This window comes from Pseudomonas sp. W4I3 (assembly GCF_030816195.1).
Lineage (GTDB): Bacteria > Pseudomonadota > Gammaproteobacteria > Pseudomonadales > Pseudomonadaceae > Aquipseudomonas.
This window is the reverse complement of record NZ_JAUSXS010000001.1, coordinates 5,681,502-5,701,227: the sequence shown is the minus strand read 5'-3', so window position 1 is coordinate 5,701,227 and position 19,726 is coordinate 5,681,502. Positions and strand designations below refer to the sequence as shown.

At 61.6% G+C, this 19,726-nt stretch carries 20 protein-coding genes; 12 read left to right on the top strand and 8 right to left on the bottom strand.

Features of this window, described 5'->3' with window-relative positions; genetic code table 11:
• Nucleotides 1-5: 5 nt before the first annotated feature.
• The 3 genes from QF045_RS26000 to QF045_RS25990 are packed head-to-tail and all read left to right on the top strand — an operon-like array spanning nucleotide 6 to nucleotide 2,327.
• Complete coding sequence (locus QF045_RS26000; protein ID WP_306494617.1) at nucleotides 6-572, top strand: YfiR family protein; 567 nt, start codon at nucleotides 6-8, stop codon at nucleotides 570-572.
• The gene (locus QF045_RS25995) at nucleotides 569-1,831 is read left to right on the top strand and encodes a diguanylate cyclase domain-containing protein (RefSeq protein ID WP_306494616.1); all 1,263 of its coding nucleotides are present in this window, start codon (nucleotides 569-571) and stop codon (nucleotides 1,829-1,831) included. Before QF045_RS26000 ends, QF045_RS25995 begins: the two co-directional genes overlap by 4 nt.
• A 4-nt stretch (nucleotides 1,832-1,835) precedes the next feature.
• Complete coding sequence (locus QF045_RS25990; protein WP_306494615.1) at nucleotides 1,836-2,327, top strand: OmpA family protein; 492 nt, start codon at nucleotides 1,836-1,838, stop codon at nucleotides 2,325-2,327.
• 144 nt (nucleotides 2,328-2,471) lie between these two features.
• Here QF045_RS25990 and QF045_RS25985 read toward each other — a convergent pair whose 3' ends face one another.
• On the bottom strand, nucleotides 2,472-3,419 hold the full coding sequence (locus QF045_RS25985; RefSeq protein ID WP_306494614.1) for a LysR family transcriptional regulator: 948 nt from the start codon (nucleotides 3,417-3,419) through the stop codon (nucleotides 2,472-2,474).
• 131 nt (nucleotides 3,420-3,550) lie between these two features.
• Here QF045_RS25985 and QF045_RS25980 point away from each other — a divergent pair, with 131 nt between their 5' ends.
• Together QF045_RS25980 and mmsB are read left to right on the top strand one after the other, a co-directional pair.
• Nucleotides 3,551-5,068, top strand: a complete 1,518-nt coding sequence (locus tag QF045_RS25980) for a CoA-acylating methylmalonate-semialdehyde dehydrogenase (RefSeq protein ID WP_306494613.1) — start codon at nucleotides 3,551-3,553, stop codon at nucleotides 5,066-5,068.
• 14 nt (nucleotides 5,069-5,082) lie between these two features.
• Nucleotides 5,083-5,970: a 3-hydroxyisobutyrate dehydrogenase gene (mmsB, locus tag QF045_RS25975; RefSeq protein ID WP_306494612.1), complete on the top strand. Its 888-nt coding sequence runs from the start codon at nucleotides 5,083-5,085 to the stop codon at nucleotides 5,968-5,970.
• 38 nt (nucleotides 5,971-6,008) lie between these two features.
• Here mmsB and QF045_RS25970 read toward each other — a convergent pair whose 3' ends face one another.
• Entirely contained in the window at nucleotides 6,009-6,353 is a 345-nt protein-coding gene (locus QF045_RS25970; RefSeq protein WP_124388198.1) for a cupin domain-containing protein, read from the bottom strand.
• Between the two features lie 364 nt (nucleotides 6,354-6,717).
• Here QF045_RS25970 and kynB point away from each other — a divergent pair, with 364 nt between their 5' ends.
• Together kynB and kynA are read left to right on the top strand one after the other, a co-directional pair.
• Nucleotides 6,718-7,368 carry an arylformamidase gene (gene kynB / locus QF045_RS25965; RefSeq protein WP_306494611.1) on the top strand — a complete coding sequence of 217 codons (651 nt, stop codon included), beginning with the start codon at nucleotides 6,718-6,720 and terminating at the stop codon, nucleotides 7,366-7,368.
• Complete coding sequence (kynA, locus tag QF045_RS25960; RefSeq protein WP_306494610.1) at nucleotides 7,365-8,237, top strand: tryptophan 2,3-dioxygenase; 873 nt, start codon at nucleotides 7,365-7,367, stop codon at nucleotides 8,235-8,237. The genes kynB and kynA overlap by 4 nt, the downstream gene beginning before the upstream one ends.
• Nucleotides 8,238-8,383: 146 nt before the next feature.
• On the opposite strand, the gene QF045_RS25955 is transcribed toward kynA, so the two are convergent.
• From QF045_RS25955 to antA, 4 genes are all read right to left on the bottom strand, one after another.
• Nucleotides 8,384-9,784, bottom strand: coding sequence for an amino acid permease (locus QF045_RS25955; protein ID WP_306494609.1), 1,401 nt, complete (start codon nucleotides 9,782-9,784; stop codon nucleotides 8,384-8,386).
• Between the two features lie 71 nt (nucleotides 9,785-9,855).
• Entirely contained in the window at nucleotides 9,856-10,863 is a 1,008-nt protein-coding gene (antC, locus tag QF045_RS25950; protein WP_306494608.1) for an anthranilate 1,2-dioxygenase electron transfer component AntC, read from the bottom strand.
• A 149-nt stretch (nucleotides 10,864-11,012) separates the two neighbouring features.
• The gene (gene antB, locus QF045_RS25945; protein WP_124388193.1) at nucleotides 11,013-11,504 is read right to left on the bottom strand and encodes an anthranilate 1,2-dioxygenase small subunit; all 492 of its coding nucleotides are present in this window, start codon (nucleotides 11,502-11,504) and stop codon (nucleotides 11,013-11,015) included.
• Entirely contained in the window at nucleotides 11,504-12,895 is a 1,392-nt protein-coding gene (gene antA / locus QF045_RS25940; protein WP_306494607.1) for an anthranilate 1,2-dioxygenase large subunit, read from the bottom strand. The genes antB and antA overlap by 1 nt, the downstream gene beginning before the upstream one ends.
• A gap of 313 nt (nucleotides 12,896-13,208) precedes the next feature.
• On the opposite strand from antA, the gene QF045_RS25935 reads away from it, so the two are divergent.
• Nucleotides 13,209-14,201, top strand: coding sequence for a helix-turn-helix domain-containing protein (locus QF045_RS25935; protein ID WP_306494606.1), 993 nt, complete (start codon nucleotides 13,209-13,211; stop codon nucleotides 14,199-14,201).
• A gap of 130 nt (nucleotides 14,202-14,331) precedes the next feature.
• On the opposite strand, the gene QF045_RS25930 is transcribed toward QF045_RS25935, so the two are convergent.
• Nucleotides 14,332-15,207 (bottom strand): LysR family transcriptional regulator, encoded by an 876-nt coding sequence (locus QF045_RS25930; RefSeq protein WP_306494605.1) that lies wholly within the window; start codon nucleotides 15,205-15,207, stop codon nucleotides 14,332-14,334.
• Nucleotides 15,208-15,321: 114 nt separating this feature from the next.
• Here QF045_RS25930 and QF045_RS25925 point away from each other — a divergent pair, with 114 nt between their 5' ends.
• From QF045_RS25925 to catA, 3 genes are read left to right on the top strand one after another with little or no spacing between them, the layout of a single operon-like run.
• A complete protein-coding gene (locus QF045_RS25925) occupies nucleotides 15,322-16,449 on the top strand; it encodes a muconate cycloisomerase family protein (protein WP_306494604.1) in 1,128 nt (375 codons plus the stop codon).
• Nucleotides 16,450-16,461: 12 nt separating this feature from the next.
• The gene (catC, locus tag QF045_RS25920; protein WP_124388188.1) at nucleotides 16,462-16,752 is read left to right on the top strand and encodes a muconolactone Delta-isomerase; all 291 of its coding nucleotides are present in this window, start codon (nucleotides 16,462-16,464) and stop codon (nucleotides 16,750-16,752) included.
• Nucleotides 16,753-16,793: 41 nt separating this feature from the next.
• Nucleotides 16,794-17,723, top strand: coding sequence for a catechol 1,2-dioxygenase (catA, locus tag QF045_RS25915; protein ID WP_306494603.1), 930 nt, complete (start codon nucleotides 16,794-16,796; stop codon nucleotides 17,721-17,723).
• A 123-nt stretch (nucleotides 17,724-17,846) separates the two neighbouring features.
• Here the strand turns inward: catA and QF045_RS25910 are convergent, their stop codons facing one another.
• Nucleotides 17,847-18,320 (bottom strand): Lrp/AsnC family transcriptional regulator, encoded by a 474-nt coding sequence (locus QF045_RS25910; protein ID WP_017531067.1) that lies wholly within the window; start codon nucleotides 18,318-18,320, stop codon nucleotides 17,847-17,849.
• 143 nt (nucleotides 18,321-18,463) lie between these two features.
• Between QF045_RS25910 and kynU the strand changes: the two genes are divergently transcribed.
• Nucleotides 18,464-19,714, top strand: a complete 1,251-nt coding sequence (gene kynU, locus QF045_RS25905) for a kynureninase (protein ID WP_306494602.1) — start codon at nucleotides 18,464-18,466, stop codon at nucleotides 19,712-19,714.
• Nucleotides 19,715-19,726 lie beyond the last annotated feature (12 nt).

The following is a 19,726-nucleotide window of genomic DNA, read 5'->3' as shown; positions in this document are numbered from 1 at the left end:
GCTGCATGAACGTGGCTGTCTCGCTCACCGAGCGTAGTTTGAGCTGGAGGCGCCTGTTACAGGTGGTGGTGCTATGCCTGCTCGCTCCGCAAGCGTGGGCACAGACGCCCAGCCCGGCTGAGCAGCGCGCCCAGGCGGTGACCCAGGTCGTGCTCGGTATTCTCAGCTATGCCCGTTGGCCGGTGGAGCCCGCGCAACTGCGCTTGTGCATCGTCGGGCCCACCCAGTACACCGACGACCTGATCAAGGGCACCACCCAGGCGACCGGCCGTCCGGTGGTCGTGCGCCGCCTGCTGGCGAACAACCCCGATATCGTCGGTGCCTGCGACGCCGTTTACATCGGCAAACTCAGCGCTGACGAACGCACCGCGTTGTTTACCTCATTGATGGGGCATCCGGTGCTCAGCATCAGCGAAGGCGGTGACCATTGCACCGTGGGTAGCTTGTTCTGCCTGCGGGTGAGCGATGCGCAAGTGTCGTTCGAGGTGAACTTGGATTCCGTCGCCCGCAGTGGCGTGCGCATTCACCCCAGCGTGCTGCAACTGTCGCGCCGTCGGGCGCCAGCGCCATGAGGCCGGCTAAAGCGCGGCCGACCCTGCGTTCGGTCATTGGCCGAGGGCACATGATCCTGGCCCTCGTGGCAGTGACCCTGGCCAGTGTGTCCCTGACCCTGCTCGGTGTGCTCGCGCTGCGGGTGTACGCCGAACATAACCTGCACTTGATCGCACGCTCGATCAATTACACCGTGGAAGCGGCAGTGGTGTTTGACGACAGTGCCGCAGCCACGGAAGCCCTTAGCCTGATTGCCTCTACCGAAGAAGTCGCCCAGGCCGAAGTCTTTGACGCAAGCGGCAAACTGCTGGCGCAATGGGTGCGGCCGAACACCGGCATGTTGTCACGGGTGGAGCTGGAGCTGGCGCATGCCTTGCTCGAGCAACCCATCAGCCAGCCGATCCTTCATCAGGGCAACCCCGTCGGCAGCATCCACCTGACCGGTCATGGCGGCAGCCTGTTGCGCTTCTTGCTCAGCGGCCTGGCGGGCATTGTGATATGCACCGCGCTCAGCGCCTGGATAGCCCTGCACTTGGCACGGCGTCTGTTGAGGGGGATCACCGGGCCGTTGCAAAGTCTTGCCGCCGTGGCCCACGCCGCCCGCAGCGAGCGTGACTTCGACCGCCGCGTGCCGCCTGCACAGATCGCCGAACTCGACAGCCTGGGCAGTGACTTCAACGCCCTGCTGGGTGAGATGGAAGCCTGGCAAAGCCACCTGCAAAGTGAAAACGAAACCCTTGCCCACCAGGCCAGCCACGACAGCCTCACCGGCTTGCCCAACCGTGCGTTTTTCGAAGGCCGCTTGATTCGCGCCCTGCGCAGCGCCGCCAAAGCCAACGAACGGGTGGCGGTACTGTTTCTCGACAGCGATCGGTTCAAAGACATCAACGACAACTTCGGCCACGCCGCCGGCGATGCCGTGCTCATGGCCGTCGCCGAGCGCGTGCGTGCACAATTGCGCGAAGATGACCTGGTGGCCCGCCTGGGCGGCGACGAATTTGCCGTCCTGCTCGCGCCGCTGCATAAGCCCGAAGATGCGCAGCGCATCGCCGACAAGATCATTGCCAGTATGGACAAGCCAATCCCACTGCCTGGCAACAACCTGGTATCGACCTCCCTCAGTATCGGCATCGCCGTTTACCCCGAGCATGGCGCCACGCCCGGCGCCTTGCTCAATGCCGCCGACGCGGCGATGTACCAGGCCAAACGGCTGTCCTCGGGCAGCCAGCAAACGGCGGAATCGGAACCCTCCGTCGTCAATGTTCAACACAGGAGTTAATCCCTTGTTTTCTAACGCACGCGTCCTCTTCATCACCTTACTTGTCGCCTGCCTGGCCCTCAGCGGGTGCCAGACCCCACCGCCCAAAGGCCTGACCCCGGCGCAAGTGGCCGTGCTCAAGCAGCAGGGCTTCGAGCTGACGGACGACGGCTGGGCCTTTGGTCTGTCGGGCAAAGTGCTGTTTGGCAGTGACGTCGAAACCCTCAACAAGCCCAGCACCGAGATCGTCGAGCGTATCGGTAAAGCCTTGGTGGGCGCGGGCATCGAACGCGTGCGCGTCGAAGGTCACACCGACGCGTCGGGCAAAGAACTCTACAACCAATCCCTGTCCCTGCGCCGCGCCAAAAGCGTGGGCAAGGTGTTGAGCAGCGTGGGCATGAAAGAAGAAAACATCCAACTGCGCGGCCTGGGCAGCAGCGAGCCGGTGGCATCGAACACAACCACTGCGGGCCGCACCGAGAACCGGCGCGTGTCGATCGTAGTGATTGCCGACTGAGGCACTTCCCCCACCTCAACCTGAAATGCATTTCAAATGTGGGAGGGGGCTTGCTCCCGATTGCGGTGTGTCAGTCAGCAATTTTTTAACTGACAGACCGCAATCGGGAGCAAGCCCCCTCCCACATTGGCCTATGCAACGTGTTCAATCGGCGAACCGCATCTCCCGCGTCTGCCCCATCAGCAACCCCCGGTTCTGCTCCGTCACTTCGCGGATGTAATCCCACAACAACGTAATCCGCTTCAACTTGCGCAAGTCCTCCCGGCAGTACATCCAGAACTGCCGCGTAATCGCTATCTGCTCCCCCAGCACCGGCAGCAAGCGCGGGTCCTGCGCCGCCAGGAAGCACGGCAATATGGCCATCGACCGCCCCTGCTGCACCGCGACGTACTGTGCAATCACACTGGTGCTGCGCAGGCTGGCGCTGGCGCCTGGGACTACGTTCGCCAGGTACAGCAGCTCCGAGCTGAACGCAAGGTCATCCACATAGCTGATAAACGGATGCTCGGCCAAATCCGCCGGGCGTTGGATGGGCGCGTGTTGGTCCAGATAATCCTGGGTCGCGTACAGCTGCAGTTGGTAGTCGCACAGTTTGCAGCACACATAGGGCCCATGTTCCGGGCGTTCCAGGGCGATGACGATGTCGGCTTCGCGCTTGGACAGGCTGATGAAGTGCGGCAGCGGCAGGATGTCGACCGAGATCGCAGGGTAAGTATCGACAAAATGACTCAGTTGCGGAGTGACGAAAAAACTGCCGAAGCCTTCGGTGCAGCCCATGCGCACGTGCCCCGACAGCGCCACGCCGGAGCCGGAGACCTGCTCGCACGCCATGTGCAAGGTGCTTTCGATGGATTCGGCATAGCCCAGTAAACGCTGGCCCTCGGTGGTGAGGACAAAACCGTTGGTCCGGGATTTTTCGAACAGCAGGGTACCGAGCGACACTTCCAGTGAACTGATGCGCCGCGACACGGTGGTGTAGTCCACTGCCAGACGCTTGGCGGCGACGCTGGCCTTGCGGGTGCGGGCCACTTCGAGGAAAAACTTCAGGTCATCCCAATTCAGGGAGCCCAATGATGTGATGTTTTTTTGCATATTGAACCGGCTTTTATGTGCGTTCTTATTAGAGATTTGCACATCTATACTCCAAAAACAGTCCGAACGCCTCATCCTCAAGGCGATTCAACGCCTTGGTTCTCTGCATAATTATAAAAGTTGGAGACCCCATGAACGCATCTGCCGATATTTCCGTTAAACAGGTCAAGTTGTTGATCAACGGTGAATGGGTCGAGTCCAAGACCACCCAGTGGCAAGACATCGTCAACCCCGCCACCCAGCAAGTGCTGGCCAAAGTCCCGTTCGCCACGGCCGACGAAGTCAACGCCGCCATTGACGCCGCCCATCAAGCCTTCCAAACCTGGAAACTCACCCCGATCGGCGCGCGCATGCGCATCATGCTCAAGCTGCAAGCCTTGATCCGCGAGCACTCCAAGCGCATCGCCGTGGTACTCAGCGCCGAGCAGGGCAAGACCATTGCCGACGCCGAGGGCGATATTTTCCGTGGGCTTGAAGTGGTGGAACACGCCTGTTCCATCGGCACCCTGCAAATGGGCGAGTTCGCCGAGAACGTCGCCGGTGGCGTCGACACCTACACCCTGCGCCAACCCATCGGCGTCTGCGCCGGCATCACCCCGTTCAACTTCCCGGCGATGATTCCCCTGTGGATGTTCCCGATGGCCATCGCGTGCGGGAATACCTTCGTCCTGAAACCGTCTGAGCAAGACCCGCTGTCGACCATGCTGCTGGTGGAGCTGGCGCTGGAAGCCGGTGTCCCCGCTGGCGTGCTTAACGTGGTGCACGGCGGCAAGGACGTGGTGGATGCGCTGTGCACCCACAAAGACATCAAGGCCGTGTCCTTCGTCGGCTCGACCGCCGTGGGCACCCACGTCTATGACCTGGCCGGTAAACACGGCAAGCGCGTGCAATCGATGATGGGCGCCAAGAACCACGCAGTGGTGCTGCCGGACGCCAACCGCGAGCACACCCTCAATGCCTTGGTCGGTGCCGGTTTCGGCGCGGCGGGCCAGCGTTGCATGGCCACCTCGGTGGTGGTGCTGGTGGGCGCGGCCAAGCAGTGGCTGCCGGATCTCAAGGCGCTGGCGCAGAAACTCAAGGTCAACGCTGGCAGCGAAGCGGGCACCGATGTCGGCCCGGTGATTTCCAAGCGTGCCAAGGCGCGCATCCTGGAGCTGATCGAAAGCGGCGTGAAAGAAGGCGCGAAGCTGGAGCTGGACGGCCGTGACATCAAGGTGCCGGGTTTCGAACAAGGCAACTTCGTCGGCCCGACGCTGTTCTCGGGCGTGACCACCGATATGCAGATCTACACCCAGGAAATCTTCGGTCCGGTACTGGTGGTGCTGGAAGTCGACACCCTTGATCAAGCCATTGCGCTGGTCAACGCCAACCCGTTTGGCAACGGCACCGGCCTGTTTACCCAGAGCGGTGCGGCGGCGCGTAAATTCCAGAGCGAAATCGATGTGGGCCAGGTGGGCATCAACATTCCGATCCCTGTGCCGGTGCCGTTCTTCAGCTTCACCGGTTCGCGTGGTTCCAAGCTCGGCGACCTGGGTCCGTACGGCAAGCAAGTGGTGCAGTTCTACACCCAGACCAAAACCGTCACCAGCCGCTGGTTCGATGACGACACGGTCAACGATGGCGTCAACACCACCATCAACCTGCGCTGAGCCCGGGAGGCACCATGAACATTGCATTTATCGGCCTGGGCAACATGGGCGCGCCCATGGCCCGCAACCTGATCAAGGCCGGGCACGCGCTGAACCTGTTCGACCTGAACCAGACCGTGCTCCAGGAACTGGCCGAATTGGGCGGCCGCGTCAGCAACTCACCGCGTGACGCGGCCCAACGCGCTGAGCTGGTGATTACCATGCTGCCGGCCGCCGCGCATGTGCGCAGCGTATGGTTGAATGAGGACGGTGTGCTCGCCGGCATCGGCGAAGGCATCCCGGCCGTGGATTGCAGCACCATCGACCCGCAGACCGCCCGCGATGTCGCGGCGGCTGCGGCCAAGCAAGGCGTAGTGATGGCCGACGCGCCGGTCTCCGGCGGCACCGGCGGGGCGCAAGCCGGGACGCTGACTTTCATGGTCGGCGCCACCCCCGAACTGTTCGCCACCTTGCAACCGGTGCTGGCGCAGATGGGCCGCAATATTGTGCACTGCGGTGATGTGGGCACCGGGCAAATCGCCAAGATCTGCAACAACCTGCTGCTGGGCATCAGCATGGTCGGCGTCAGTGAAGCCATGGCCCTGGGCGATGCGTTGGGGATTGATACAAAGGTGCTGGCCGGAATCATCAACAGCTCTACCGGGCGCTGCTGGAGTTCGGACACCTACAATCCGTGGCCGGGCGTGATTGAAACTGCGCCGTCGTCGCGTGGCTATACCGGTGGTTTTGGCGCAGACCTGATGCTCAAGGATCTTGGGCTGGCCACTGAAGCGGCGCGCCAGGCGCACCAGCCGGTGATCCTCGGTGCGGTGGCGCAGCAGCTGTACCAGTCGATGAGTCAGCGTGGGGAAGGGGGCAAGGACTTCTCGGCGATCATCAACAGCTACCGCAAGCCCAAATAAACACTGTGGCGAGGGAGCAAGCTCCCTCGCCATAATGCCTAGGCAAACACAAAATATTTGCGCACCGTCTCCACCACTTCCCACGTGCCCTTCATCCCCGGTTCCACCACAAAGATATCCCCAGCCCGCAGATGGATCGGCGCCATGCCTTCGGGTGTGATCACGCAGTAGCCTTCCTGGAAATGGCAGTACTCCCACTTCACGTATTCCACGTACCACTTGCCCGGCGTACAGATCCAGGTGCCCATGATCTTGCTGCCGTCTTCGCTGGTGTAGGCGTTGAGGTTGACGGTATGCGGATCGCCCTCGAGTTTTTCCCATTTGCAGGCATCCAGGACCGGCAAGGGGTGGGTATCGCGCAGAACAGTGATCGGCTGGGACATGATGACTCCGAGGCAAGGAAACAGAAGTCGAACCCTATAGCGCCGAGCTGTTTGCCAGTGGTCTGAACTCGACATCCGGATGCCCAGAAACGCAGCAGAACGCAATCCCCTCAGACACAATGCAGCCCAATGTGGGAGGGGGCTTGCCCCCGATAGCGGTGGTTCGGTTACAAATCAGTGACTGACACACCGCTATCGGGAGCAAGCCCCCTCCCACATGGGCCATCAGGCGAAATTTTCGAGCGTGAATAAGCTATATCCTCGCAGTAAGTGCGAAAAATTTCCGCCTTCACGGCAGAATTCGCAAGAAAATTCACAGCTGGCCCTCGTATCATTCACTCCAGTGACAGCCGAGAGCCTTGAAATGAACCCAATAACAACGTGGTGGGACATCAGCCCGCCCTTGAGCGCGGCGACCCCGACCTGGCCGGGCGATACGCCGTTCCAGGAAGAGCGCGTGTGGCAGTTTGGTCCCGAGTGCCCGGTGAATGTGGGGCGCGTGACCCTGTCGCCGCACACCGGTGCCCATGTCGACGCACCGCTGCATTACAGCGCCGACGGCGCACCGATTGGCGAGGTGTCGCTGGACGTGTACATGGGCCCGTGCCGGGTGCTGCACTGCCTGGGCAGTGGCGCTCTGGTGCAACCGCATCAACTCGAGGGACGTGTGGATAACCTGCCCGAACGGGTCTTGCTGCGCACTTATCCACAAGCGCCATTGACGCACTGGGACTCGAACTTCACCGCCATCGCCCCGCAAACCATCGAGCTGCTCGCCAGCCTTGGGGTGCGCCTGATCGGTATCGATACGCCGTCCCTGGACCCGCAACAGTCCAAGACCATGGATTCGCACAACGCCGTGGCGCGCCATGGCATGGCGATCCTCGAAGGCATCGTGCTCGATGACGTACCGGAGGGCGACTATGAACTGATCGCGCTGCCGCTGCGTTTTGCCAACCTCGATGCCAGCCCGGTCCGCGCAATCCTGCGCCCGCTTTTGGAGCCCTCGCGATGAGCCAATGTCCTTTCTCTTCAGAATATAAGCCTGCCGACGGCCAGCCCCCGGAAGAATGGCACAACGCTGAGCTGAATTTTTCCGAGTCCATGAGCTACGGCGACTACCTGGACCTGGGCAAAGTCCTCAGCGCTCAGCACCCACTGTCGCCGGACCACAACGAAATGCTGTTCATCATCCAGCACCAGACTTCGGAGCTGTGGATGAAGCTGATGCTGCACGAACTCAAGGCCGCCCGTGAGCACGTGCGCCTGGGTGAGTTGCCGCCAGCCTTCAAGATGCTGGCGCGGGTCTCCAGGATCTTCGACCAACTGGTGCACGCCTGGGCGGTGCTGGCGACCATGACACCGTCGGAATACACGGCGATCCGCCCGTTCCTCGGGCAGTCGTCCGGGTTCCAGTCGTTCCAGTACCGTGAGATTGAATTCATCCTCGGCAACAAAAGCCCGGCGTTGCTGCGGCCCCATGCGCATCGCCCGGAGTTGTTGCAGCAGCTGCAGGTGGCGATTGCCACGCCGTCGCTGTATGACGAGGCGATCAACCTGATGCTCAAGGCAGGCCTGGTGATCGATCCCACGCGCACCGAACGCGACCCGACGGCCGCCACGGTGCACGATGATTCCGTAGAGGCGGCCTGGCGTGAGGTGTATCGCGACCCGAGCCGGTACTGGGATTTGTATCAACTGGCCGAGAAGTTTATCGACCTGGAGGATTCGTTCCGCCAGTGGCGCTTTCGGCACGTGACCACGGTCGAGCGGATTATCGGCTTCCAACCGGGCACTGGCGGCACCGAAGGCGTAGGCTATTTGCGCAAGATGCTCGACACGGTGTTGTTCCCCGAACTGTGGCGAGTACGCTCAACGCTCTAAACAAAAAGCCCCCGGATCACCGGGGCTTTTCATGTGTGCAATGCAATCCAATGTGGGAGGGGGCTTGCTCCCGATAGCAGTGGGTCAGTAAACACTTCAATGACTGACACACCGCCATCGGGAGCAAGCCCCCTCCCACATGGGTACTACTGCGCTGTCACGACCTGCGTGTTTCGAACCCGCAACCGGTAGGCAACGTAGATAACCCCCACCCACACCGGCATCGCATACACCGACTCGCGTATCCCCGGGATCGCCAGCATCACGCTGACGATCATCAGCATGAACGCCAGGCACAGGTAATTGCTGAACGGGAACCAGAAGGTCTTGAACGACGGCGTCACGCCTTGCTCGCCCATGGCCTTGCGGAACTTGATGTGGGTGATGCTGATCAGCGCCCAGTTGATCATCAGCGAGGCAACCACCAGCGCGAACAGCAGCTCAAGCGCACTCTGCGGCGCGACGTAGTTGACCACCACGCACAGCAGGGTCACTGCCGCCGAAATCGCCAGCGCCCGCAGCGGCACGCCTTGCTTGTTGAGCTTCATCAGCGCTTTGGGCGCGTCGCCTTGCTCGGCCAGGCCGAACAGCATGCGGCTGTTGCAGTACACGCCGCTGTTGTACACCGACAACGCCGCGGTCAGCACCACGAAGTTGAGGATGTGCGCCGCCGTGTCGTTGCCGATCAGCGAGAAGATCTGCACGAACGGGCTGCCACTGTAGGCATCGCCCGACGCGCCGAGGGTTTGCAGCAGTTGATCCCACGGGTACAGCGATAGCAGCACGGTAAGGGCGCCGACGTAGAAAATCAGGATCCGGTAAACCACCTGGTTGATCGCCTTCGGGATCACCTTGCGTGGCTCGCTGGCCTCGGCGGCGGTGATGCCCACCAGCTCCAGGCCACCGAACGAGAACATGATGAACGCCATCGACATCAGCAGCCCCATGCCGCCGTTGGGGAAGAAACCGCCGTGGCTCCACAGGTTGCTGACTGACGCCTGAGGGCCGCCGGTACCGCTGAACAGCAGGTAGCAGCCGAGCACGATCATGCCGACGATCGCCACCACTTTGATGATCGCGAACCAGAATTCGGCTTCACCGAAGAACTTCACGTTCAGGGTGTTGATCAGGTTCACCGCGACGAAGAACACCAGCGCACTGACCCAGGTCGGGATTTCCGGCCACCAGAACTGGATGTACTTGCCCACGGCCGTCAGTTCGGCCATGCCCACCAGCACGTAGAGCACCCAGTAGTTCCAGCCGGCGAGAAAGCCTGCGTAGCCGCCCCAGTATTTATGCGCAAAGTGGCTGAAGGAACCGGCCACCGGCTCTTCGACGATCATTTCGCCGAGCTGGCGCATGATCAGGAAGGCGATGAAGCCGGCAATCGCGTAGCCCAGGATCATCGACGGTCCCGCCGACTTGAGCACCCCGGCCGAGCCGAGGAACAACCCCGTACCGATCGCTCCTCCCAAAGCGATCAGTTGAATATGCCGGTTCTTCAGGCCACGTTTGAGGCCCACCGGGTTAACCATGTCATCCGCCATTAACGTTCCCTTCTACTTGTTTTTCTTAAGGGTGAGTGCAGGCCGCATCAGCCCCTCAGAAGTGCTGAGGGTCAGATATTACTCTGCGTAAACTTTTCGTAATACAGTTGAACGCTATCAAGTGCCTGATCCTTCAGCCATTGTTGGATCGATTCGACCATCGGCGGGGGCCCGCAGACGTACATATCCGCCGATCTGTCCCGCAGTTCGGCCAGGTCGAAATGCTCGGTGAGGTAGCCGCGCTTGCCCGTCCACTGCGCCGAGGCGTCGCTGAGCACTTCGGTGTAGCGAAAATCGGCGATCTTCGACGCGTAGCCGCTGATGCGTGCGGCTTCGCACAGGTCCTGCTCGGTGCGTACGCCATAGTAAAGGTGCACGGGCTGATCGCAGCCAATGGCGGCCAGCTCATCGAGCATGCCCAGCAAGGCCGACAACCCGGTGCCGCCGGCGACGAGCACCAGCGGCTGGGTGACGTGCCGCAGGTAAAAAGCCCCCAGCGGCGCCTCCAATACCACCTCATCCCCCACCTGGCAGCGCTCGCGCAGGTAGTTGCTCATCACCCCGTCGGGCAACAGGCGCACCAGAAACTGCAGCGGGTTGCCCGGCAGGTTGGAGAAGGAATAGGAACGCCAACTGTCGGTGCCCGGCACGGACAGCCGCGCATACTGGCCCGGCAGGAAATCCAGCGGCGCCTCCACCTGCACTTGCAGGATCGCGGTACTGGCCGACACCAATTGCACGTCGCTCACCGTGCCGCGCACGTGCACCGGCCCCGGCGCGTTGCACAGGCTCGAATCAAAATCGAAGTAGAAGGTTGCGTCGGACTTCACCCGGGTCTGGCAACTGAGCATTTTGCGTTGTTGCAGGTCCAGGCTCGACAGCGCTTCCTCGTCGACATAGTCCTGGCTGTAATCGCCGGATTCGCAGCGCCCCTGGCAGGTGCCGCACACGCCTTCGCGACAGTCCAGCGGGATCTTGATGCCGTTGCGCAAGGCTGCGTCCAGCAGGATCTCATGGGCGCCCACCGGGAAGAACAGGGTCTTGCCATCGGCAAAACTGAAGGCCACTTTGTGATTCATCCACAGTACTCCGTGGGTTAAGTGTGATCACCTGTAGGAGCGAGCTTGCTCGCGAAGAACACAAGATCACCTCGTGCATCCAGAATGCCCGCGTCATCGTTGACGTTTTTCGCGAGCAAGCTCGCTCCTACAGGGTGGGATGTGTTTGATCAGAGGTGATAGAAATCCAGCACCGAGTTGATGGTGTCGTTGAGCAATAACGCATGCTTGCGGGTGATCAGCCAGCTGTCGCCGTGTGGCTTGAGACGATAGGTGGCTTGCCCGTAGAACTGCTCCGAAGTCGCCAGCCGATAGAACAGCGTGTGCCAGTTCAACCGTACCTCCAGCCCGCCATCCGCCAGCTCGCCGATGCGCACGTTGTTGATCAGGTGCAAGGTGCGTGGCATCGGCGTGGCCGAGGCGGCCTTGCCGGTGCGCAGGCGGAATACCCGGTCCTCCAGCCCCGAGCGGTTGGCGTAATAGATCAGTGACATCTCGCGCTTGGGGTCCTGGGTGTAGACATGTTCGGAGTCCCATTGCGGCAGGTGGAATTCACTCTGCGGGTCGAACAGCTGCACGTAGGCGTCCCAGTCCTGGGCGTCGCACAGTTCGGATTTGCGGTAGAAAAATTGCTCGATCTGGTACTGCAACTGGGCATTCATCACTTCACCTCCCGCGGTTTCAGCGCCTGCTGGTCCAGGCCGTTGAGCAGGAACTGCTGCCAGTTGCGGTGCTGGTTGACGTACAGGCCTTCGTGGGTGAATTCGGTGCCGGTCATGGCGGGCTGGATGCCAATGGCTTCGCTGTTGGGCGTCGGCCCGGTTTCCCAGCGATGGCTGCCGCGCGAGATGTCGCTCCAGCGCTCCAGGCGGCCCTGGAAACCCCGTTGGGCCTCGCGAAATTCCACCAGGTCATCCGGCGTGCCCATGCCCGACACGTTGAAGAAATCCTCGAACTGGCGAATGCGATTTTCGCGGTCGGCGTCGGACTCGTTCTTCACCCCCAGGCACTGGCTGATGATCTCGGTCTTGTTCCACGCCAGCGGGCGGATGATGCGCAACTGGGAGCTGATCTGGTCGAGAAAGAACAGGCTCGGGTAGATATTCAGGTTGCGCAGGCGGTGCATCATCCATTCGGCTTTCTGCTGGCCGTGTTCCGCCACAAGGCGCGGCATGATGGTGGCGTAGCCGGAGCGCACGCTGGGGTTGGGCATGTCGCTGAACAACAGGCTGTGGCCGTTCTTGAAGGCGAACCAGCCGTCATCGGTGTTGGCATCGCCGGCGCCAAGCTTGCTGTAGTCCAGGGTGCTGCCGGCACTGGCGCCATTTTCGGTATTTACCTGCTGGCGATGTTGCACCGTGGCCACGTAGTTGTAGTGCACGGTGCTGACGTGATAACCGTCCAGGCCGTTTTCGTTCTGCAGCTTCCAGTTGCCGTCGTAGGTGTAGGCGGACTTGCCCGGCAGCACCTCCAACTCGCCGGTGGCGGACTGGGCCACCATCATGTCGAAGAACACTTTGGCGTCACCCAGGAAGTCTTCCAGGCTGTCAGTGCCGTTCACGTCGAGGCTGATAAACACAAAGCCCTTGTAGCTGTCGATGCGCGCCTTTTTCAGCCCGCGCGTGGCCTTGTCGAAACCTTCCGGGTATTCCCCCGGCGCCTTGACCTTCACCAGCCGGCCGTCGCTTTTGTAGCACCAGGCGTGGAACGGGCAGGTGAACGTGGACTGGTTGCCCTTGCCCACGCGAGTCAGGGTGGTGCCGCGATGCTGGCAGGCATTGATCAGCGCATTGAGCTGGCCTTCGCCGTCGCGGGTGATGATCATCGGCTGGCGCCCGGCGCGCAGGGTCACGAAGTCGTGGTTATTGGCCAGTTCGCTTTCATGGCAGGCGTAGATCCAGTTCTTCTCGAAGATCAGTTCCATTTCCAGGTCGAACAGTTCGGGCTCGGTGAACATGTCGCGGGCGATGCGGAACACTTCATCGGCCGGGCGAAAGTCCAGGCAACTTTCGATAAAGGTTTTCCACTGCTCGACGTTTCTTGCACCACTCATGGGAGGCACCTTTTTTGATCAGGGCTAATCGGTGGTCCATTAGAGGCAGTGGGGCAGGGCGCGGGCTATCCGCTTAATCGGGGAAGATGGGCCGCAAAGTTGGGCAGCAAATACCCACTGCGGTGCGGTGGGCGAAGGTGATGCGCTACTGTGATGGGCGGTAAGGGTCGAAAACAGCCGTGAGTTATCCACATAGTCGACCTTTGCTATCCGCCCAGTGGCGACCGCGCTGGCGTGGCTTGGAACTTGCTGTCGAACACTGACGACGCGCCGCCAGAGCGCGCAAACGCCTAACCGCCGTGGGTGCACCCCGATGAGTAGCCAGACACGTGATATCCGTATTCAACGCTTCGACCTGGAGGGCGCCTGCAGCTGGATGTCCGGCATCTGCGGGCCCCATCGTTTGGCGACGGCCACGCCTGAACGCCTGCGTTTTCACCACAGTGCCAACGTGTTCAAGTCCCGCGCCACCACCCTGGGCGTGATCGAATATGGCACCGACGTGACCATCGACATCGAAGACGCCGAACACTTCAGCAGCTACAGCCTGAGCCTGCCGCTGATCGGCGAGCAGGAGCTGAGCAAGAACGGCGAGCGCTTGAGTTCCAACCGTGACCAGGGCGTGATCATCTCCCCCAACGAGCATCAGGTGCTGGCGATTTCCGGTGACTGCCGCAAGTTGCAGGTGGTGATCACGCGCGCCGCCATGAGCGAATCCCTGGAAGGTTTGCTGCAACGGCCGATCGAGGCGCCGCTGCGGTTCGAACCGGTGATGGACGCGGTGGACGGCGCCCCGGCGTCATGGTGGCGCATGGCACGCTACTTCATTGCCGAGTTCGAGCGCAGCAGCGAACTGTACGAGCAAGCGGCCTTCACCCGGGACCTGGAAAGCTCATTGATCAAGGGCCTGATCCTGGCGCAGCCGAGCAACTACTCCGAAGAACTGCGCGACGTGCTCGGCGTGAAGCTGCCGCACTACCTGATCCGTGCGCGCCAGTATCTGCATGACAACGCGCGCGAGGCGGTGCACCTGGAAGACCTGGAGGCGGTGGCCGGCGTGTCGCGTTTCAAGCTGTTCGATGCGTTTCGCAAATACTTCGCGCTGTCGCCCATGGCGTATCTGAAGAAGCATCGGCTGGGAGCGGTGCGCCAGGAAATCCTCGAGCATGGCACCACGCGGACCATCTCCGAAATCGCCCTGGGCTGGGGGTTTACTCACCTGGGACGGTTCTCGGCGGAGTACCGCAAATTGTTCGATGAATCCCCCAGCCAGACCCTGCAACGCAAGCGCCTTCGCAGCCTCTAGAGCAATGCAAATCCAATGTGGGAGGGGGCTTGCCCCCGATGGCGGCGTGTCAGCCACAAATCAGCTCACTGACACACTGCTATCGGGAGCAAGCCCCCTCCCACATTTGAACGGTGGTGTCTGGAGGGTTTCAGATCAGCTCTTCAACCAGTTGCAAGCAATGCCGCAGCCCCGGCGATTGATCATTCACCCGCCGGCTGAGAATGATCGGCGAGGTCGCGGTGGCTTCCACTATCGGTGTGTAACCAATATCCGCCCGGTGCAGCACCTGCACCGACGCCGGCACCAGCGTCACGCCCATGCCTGCGCCCACCAGGCCGATAGCGGTCTGCAACTCGTTGGTCCACTGCGCCACTTGAAGACTCAGGCCGTGGGCGTCGAACAACGCGATCACATGGTCGGCATAGCTGGGCCGCGGGTTGCCGGGGTAGAGCACAAACGGCTCGGCGGCCAACTGCGCAAGGCTCGCGGGCGCGCCCAGCAACGGATGACCGCTGGGCAACACCGCCACCAGTCGATCTTCCACCAGTACACGCTGGACGATGGCCGGGTCGTCGATGCGGATCCGCCCGAAGCCCACATCGATGCGCCCAGCCTTGAGCGCTTCGACCTGTTGCAAGGTGGTCATTTCCGACAAGCCCAATTCCAGCTCCAGCGATTCATGGCTGCGCAGCTGGCGAATCAGTTCGGGCAGCACGCCGTACAAGGTCGACGGCGCAAAGCCGATGCCCAGCCAGGTCTTCTGGCCCAGGCCGATGCGCCGAGTGTTGTCGCACACCTTGCCCAGCTGTTCGAGCAGCACGTTGGCGTGCTCATAGAAAAACCGCCCGGCCTCGGTCAGCCGCAGCGGTCGGCCGCGTTCGAGCAGCACCACCCCCAGTTCCTCCTCCAATTGCTGGATCTGCCGACTCAGCGGCGGCTGGGCAATGTGCAGGCGCTCGGCGGCACGGGTGAAGTTGAGGGTTTCCCCCAGCATCTGGAAATAGCGCAGGTGACGCAGTTCCATATTGACTCCTTTAATACCTTGAAGGTATTGAACCAGACCAATTCTATATTGGAACCCGTCAACCCTGCAGCACAGAATCGGCGCAACCCTATAAAGAACCCAACGGGTATTGCCATGCCGATTTGCCCCATCGAGTCGATCCAAACCGTCATCGTCGACCTGCCCACCATTCGCCCGCACAAGCTGGCGATGCACACCCTGCAGAAGCAGACCCTGGTGATCATCCGCCTGCGTTGCGCCGACGGCATCGAAGGCATTGGCGAGTCCACCACCATCGGTGGCCTGAGCTATGGCAACGAGAGCCCTGAGAGCATCAAGACCAACATCGACCAGCACTTCGCGCCGCTGCTGATCGGCCATGACGCGAGCAATATCAACGCGGCCATGTTGCGCCTGGAGCGCAGCATTCGCGGCAACACCTTCGCCAAGTCGGGTATTGAAAGCGCCTTGCTCGATGCCCTCGGCAAACGCCTGAATCTGCCGGTCAGCGAACTGCTCGGCGGCCGTGTGCGCGATGCGTTGCCAGTGGCCTGGACCCTGGCCAGCGGCAACACCGCACAAGACATTGCCGAGGCCGAGAAGATGCTGGAGCTGCGCCGCCACCGCATCTTCAAATTGAAGATCGGCGCCGGTGAAGTCGGTCGCGACCTGGCCCATGTGATCGCGATCAAGCAGGCGTTGGGTGAGCGCGCCAGCGTGCGGGTCGACGTCAACCAGGCCTGGGACGAGGCCGTGGCGCTGCGTGCCTGCAAGGTCCTGGGTGACCACGGTATCGACCTGATCGAGCAGCCGATCTCGCGCAATAACCGAGGCGGCATGGCACGGCTGAACCTGTCGAGCCCGGCGCCGATCATGGCCGATGAATCCATCGAATGCGTCGAAGATGCCTTCAACCTGGCCCGCGAAGGCGCGGCCTCGGTCTTTGCCCTCAAGATCGCCAAGAACGGCGGCCCACGGGCGGTACTGCGCACGGCGGCGATTGCCGAAGCGGCGGGCATCGGCCTCTACGGCGGCACCATGCTCGAAGGCGGCATCGGCACCCTGGCCTCGGCTCACGCGTTCCTCACGCTGAACAAGCTGGCGTGGGACACCGAGCTGTTCGGCCCGTTGCTGCTCACCGAAGACATCCTCACCGAGCCGCCGCTGTACCGCGATTTCCAGCTGCATGTCTCCACCGCGCCGGGCCTGGGCCTGGCGATCGATGAAGAGCGCCTGGCGTTCTTCCGTCGTGACAAACACTAAGGGGCGCCTGCCATGTTGTTCCACGTAAAAATGACCGTGAACCTGCCGCTCGACATGCCCGCCGAGCGCGCCGCTGGCCTCAAGGCCGAAGAAAAAGCGCTCGCGCAGCGCCTGCAACACGAAGGCAAATGGCGCCACCTATGGCGCATCGCCGGGCACTACGCCAACTACAGCGTGTTCGATGTCGACAGCGTGCAAGACCTGCACGACACGCTGATGCAACTGCCGTTGTTTCCCTATATGGCCATCGAAGTGAACCCGTTGTGCCGGCACCCGTCGTCGATCCATGACGACGACCGCTGAGCCTGTTTTGCACCCAATAATTACAAGATGAGGATTGCACCATGTCCATCCGACTGTCCCAGACGGCCCACGCCCAGCAGTTTCTCGAAGAAGCCAGCGGTAACCTCAATGACGGTGGCAACCCGCGCGCCAAGGCGCTGATCTACCGGATCCTGCGCGACACCGTCAACATCATCGAAGACCTGGAAGTGACCCCGCAAGAGTTCTGGAAGGCGGTCAACTACCTCAACGAGTTGGGTAAAAATCAGGAAGCTGGCTTGCTCGCCGCCGGGTTGGGCCTGGAGCATTACCTGGACTTGCTGATGGACGCCGCCGACATCGAAGCCGGCAAATCCGGCGGCACCCCGCGCACCATCGAAGGCCCGCTGTATGTGGCCGGTGCCCCGCTGTCCACATACGAAGCGCGCCTGGATGATGGCAAGGACGACGCCGTGCCGCTGTTCATGCGCGGGCAGGTGCGCGACACCAACGGCAAGTCGCTGGCCGGGGCGATTGTCGATGTGTGGCAGGCCAATACCGGCGGCACCTATTCCTGGTTTGATCCCAGCCAGTCGGAATTCAACCTGCGCCGACGCATCGAGACCGACGCCCAGGGCAACTATCGTTTTCGCAGCATCGTGCCGTCCGGCTACGGCTGCCCGCCGACCGGGCCAACCCAGCAGTTGCTCGACCAGTTGGGGCGCCACGGGCAGCGTCCGGCGCACATTCACTTCTTCATCTCGGCGCCGGGCCATCGGCACCTGACCACCCAGATCAACCTGTCGGACGACCCGTACCTGCACGATGACTTTGCCTACGCCACCCGCGACGAACTGATCGCCGAGATTCGCTTCAGCGACGATCCGCAACTGGCGCGGGAGTTTGGCGTGGAGGGCAGGTTTGCACAGATCGATTTCGACTTTGAACTGCAGGTAGCCGCTGCCCCGGTAGAGCAACAACGCCTGCAGCGCGTGCGCGCCCTCGAGGACTGAACGCGGTAAAAAAATGTGGGAGGGGGCTTGCTCCCGATAGCGGTGGGTCAGTCAAAGACACTGTGACTGACCCACCGCTATCGGGAGCAAGCCCCCTCCCACATGTGATGTATGGTGTATGTGCTATTTGCGCACAACCAGATCCAACACCTCATCCCGATCCTTGATCTTCTGCAACACAATCTCCGAACGTATGTCCATCACCCCCGCCGTGCGGTTCAGGTGGTTCACGATAAAGTCGGAAAAATGCTTGAGGTTGCGCGCCTGCACTCGCAGCACATAGTTGCTGGCGCCGGTGATCACATAAGCGCTGGCCACCTCCGGCCAACCCTGCACTTTCTTGATGAACGTCTCATGCCAGTCTTCCACATCCTGGCGCAACGACAGGTGGACGATGGCCTCCAACTCGATGCCCAACTGCTCGGCGTTGAGCACCGCCCGATAGCCGCTGATCACGCCTTCGCTCTCCAGCAGGCGCAGACGGCGCAGGCAGGCGGAAGGCGACAGCGCGACTTTTTCCGCCAGTTCCTGGTTGCTGATACGGCCATCCTGTTGCAGGAAATGCAGGAGGCGCAGGTCGGTGGCGTCGAGAATCATGGTTAGAATAAATCCGCGTGTTTAGGGGCTAAATTCGAATTTCCTACGGCTTAAATAGCCGGTTGCCCACCAGTTTGCACGAAAATTCTCTAAAACTTCGTTCATTATTTGGTCCATATTCCCCATAAAAACCAGGACCGACCATGACCCCCCGAAGCCATTGCCAAGCCCTCGACACTCAGGACCCGCTGGCGCCATTGCGCAGCGAATTTGCCTTGCCCGAGGGCGTGATCTACCTCGACGGCAACTCCCTTGGCGCGCGCCCGGTTGCAGCGTTGCAACGGGCACAACAGGTGATCGAGCAGGAGTGGGGCAATGGATTGATCCGCAGCTGGAACAGCGCCGGCTGGGCAGAGCTGTCCCAGCGCCTGGGCAATCGCCTGGCGCCGCTGATCGGTGCGCGTGAGGGCGAAGTGGTCATCACCGATACCACCTCCATCAACCTGTTCAAAGTACTCAGTGCCGCGCTGAGCGTGCAGCGCCAGCGCGAGCCTTCGCGCAAGGTGATCGTCAGCGAAGCGAGCAACTTTCCCACCGACCTGTACATCGCCGAGGGCCTCGCCGAGCTGCTGCAACAGGGTTACTCCCTGCGTCTGGTCAACAGCCCGGATGAACTGCCCCAAGCCATCGACCAGGACGTGGCGGTGGTGATGCTCACCCACGTCAACTACAAGACCGGCTATATGTACGACATGCGCGCGCTCACCGCCTTGAGCCATGAATGCGGCGCGCTGAGCATCTGGGACCTGGCGCATTCGGCGGGCGCGGTGCCCATCGACCTGCACGCGGCCGGGGCGGATTACGCGATTGGCTGCACTTACAAATACCTCAATGGCGGTCCCGGTTCCCAGGCGTTCGTGTGGGTCCACCCGGCGCTGGTGGACCTGGTCCGCCAGCCGCTGTCGGGCTGGTTCGGGCATACCCGACAGTTCGCGATGGAAGCCAACTATGCGCCGAGTGCCGGCATCGTGCGCTACCTGTGCGGCACCCAGCCGATTACCTCACTGGCCATGGTGGAATGCGGCCTCGAGGTGTTCGAACGCACCGATATGAGCCACCTGCGCGCCAAATCGCTGGCCTTGACCGACCTGTTTATCGCGTTGGTTGAAAGCCGCTGTGCAGCCCACAACCTTGTGCTGATCACGCCCCGCGAACATGCGCGGCGCGGCAGTCACGTGAGCTTCGAACACCCCCAGGGCTATGCAGTGATCCAGGCCCTGATCGCCCGTGGCGTGATCGGCGACTATCGCGAGCCGCGCATCATGCGATTCGGTTTCACCCCGCTGTACACCAGCTTCACTGACGTGTGGGACGCCGTGGAAATCCTCGGTGACATTCTCGACAACAACACCTGGGACCAGCCGCAATTCAAAGTTCGCCATAGCGTTACCTGAATAAACACAGAT

Excerpts from the sequence above, each read along its gene's own strand:
- QF045_RS26000 (WP_306494617.1), top strand. The coding sequence starts at position 6 with ATGAACGTGGCTGTCTCGCTCACCGAGCGTAGTTTGAGCTGGAGGCGC.
- QF045_RS25995 (WP_306494616.1), top strand. The coding sequence starts at position 569 with ATGAGGCCGGCTAAAGCGCGGCCGACCCTGCGTTCGGTCATTGGCCGA.
- QF045_RS25985 (WP_306494614.1), bottom strand. The coding sequence starts at position 3,419 with ATGCAAAAAAACATCACATCATTGGGCTCCCTGAATTGGGATGACCTG.
- QF045_RS25980 (WP_306494613.1), top strand. The coding sequence starts at position 3,551 with ATGAACGCATCTGCCGATATTTCCGTTAAACAGGTCAAGTTGTTGATC.
- mmsB (WP_306494612.1), top strand. The coding sequence starts at position 5,083 with ATGAACATTGCATTTATCGGCCTGGGCAACATGGGCGCGCCCATGGCC.
- QF045_RS25970 (WP_124388198.1), bottom strand. The coding sequence starts at position 6,353 with ATGTCCCAGCCGATCACTGTTCTGCGCGATACCCACCCCTTGCCGGTC.
- kynB (WP_306494611.1), top strand. The coding sequence starts at position 6,718 with ATGAACCCAATAACAACGTGGTGGGACATCAGCCCGCCCTTGAGCGCG.
- kynA (WP_306494610.1), top strand. The coding sequence starts at position 7,365 with ATGAGCCAATGTCCTTTCTCTTCAGAATATAAGCCTGCCGACGGCCAG.
- QF045_RS25955 (WP_306494609.1), bottom strand. The coding sequence starts at position 9,784 with ATGGCGGATGACATGGTTAACCCGGTGGGCCTCAAACGTGGCCTGAAG.
- antC (WP_306494608.1), bottom strand. The coding sequence starts at position 10,863 with ATGAATCACAAAGTGGCCTTCAGTTTTGCCGATGGCAAGACCCTGTTC.
- antB (WP_124388193.1), bottom strand. The coding sequence starts at position 11,504 with ATGAATGCCCAGTTGCAGTACCAGATCGAGCAATTTTTCTACCGCAAA.
- antA (WP_306494607.1), bottom strand. The coding sequence starts at position 12,895 with ATGAGTGGTGCAAGAAACGTCGAGCAGTGGAAAACCTTTATCGAAAGT.
- QF045_RS25935 (WP_306494606.1), top strand. The coding sequence starts at position 13,209 with ATGAGTAGCCAGACACGTGATATCCGTATTCAACGCTTCGACCTGGAG.
- QF045_RS25930 (WP_306494605.1), bottom strand. The coding sequence starts at position 15,207 with ATGGAACTGCGTCACCTGCGCTATTTCCAGATGCTGGGGGAAACCCTC.
- QF045_RS25925 (WP_306494604.1), top strand. The coding sequence starts at position 15,322 with ATGCCGATTTGCCCCATCGAGTCGATCCAAACCGTCATCGTCGACCTG.
- catC (WP_124388188.1), top strand. The coding sequence starts at position 16,462 with ATGTTGTTCCACGTAAAAATGACCGTGAACCTGCCGCTCGACATGCCC.
- catA (WP_306494603.1), top strand. The coding sequence starts at position 16,794 with ATGTCCATCCGACTGTCCCAGACGGCCCACGCCCAGCAGTTTCTCGAA.
- QF045_RS25910 (WP_017531067.1), bottom strand. The coding sequence starts at position 18,320 with ATGATTCTCGACGCCACCGACCTGCGCCTCCTGCATTTCCTGCAACAG.
- kynU (WP_306494602.1), top strand. The coding sequence starts at position 18,464 with ATGACCCCCCGAAGCCATTGCCAAGCCCTCGACACTCAGGACCCGCTG.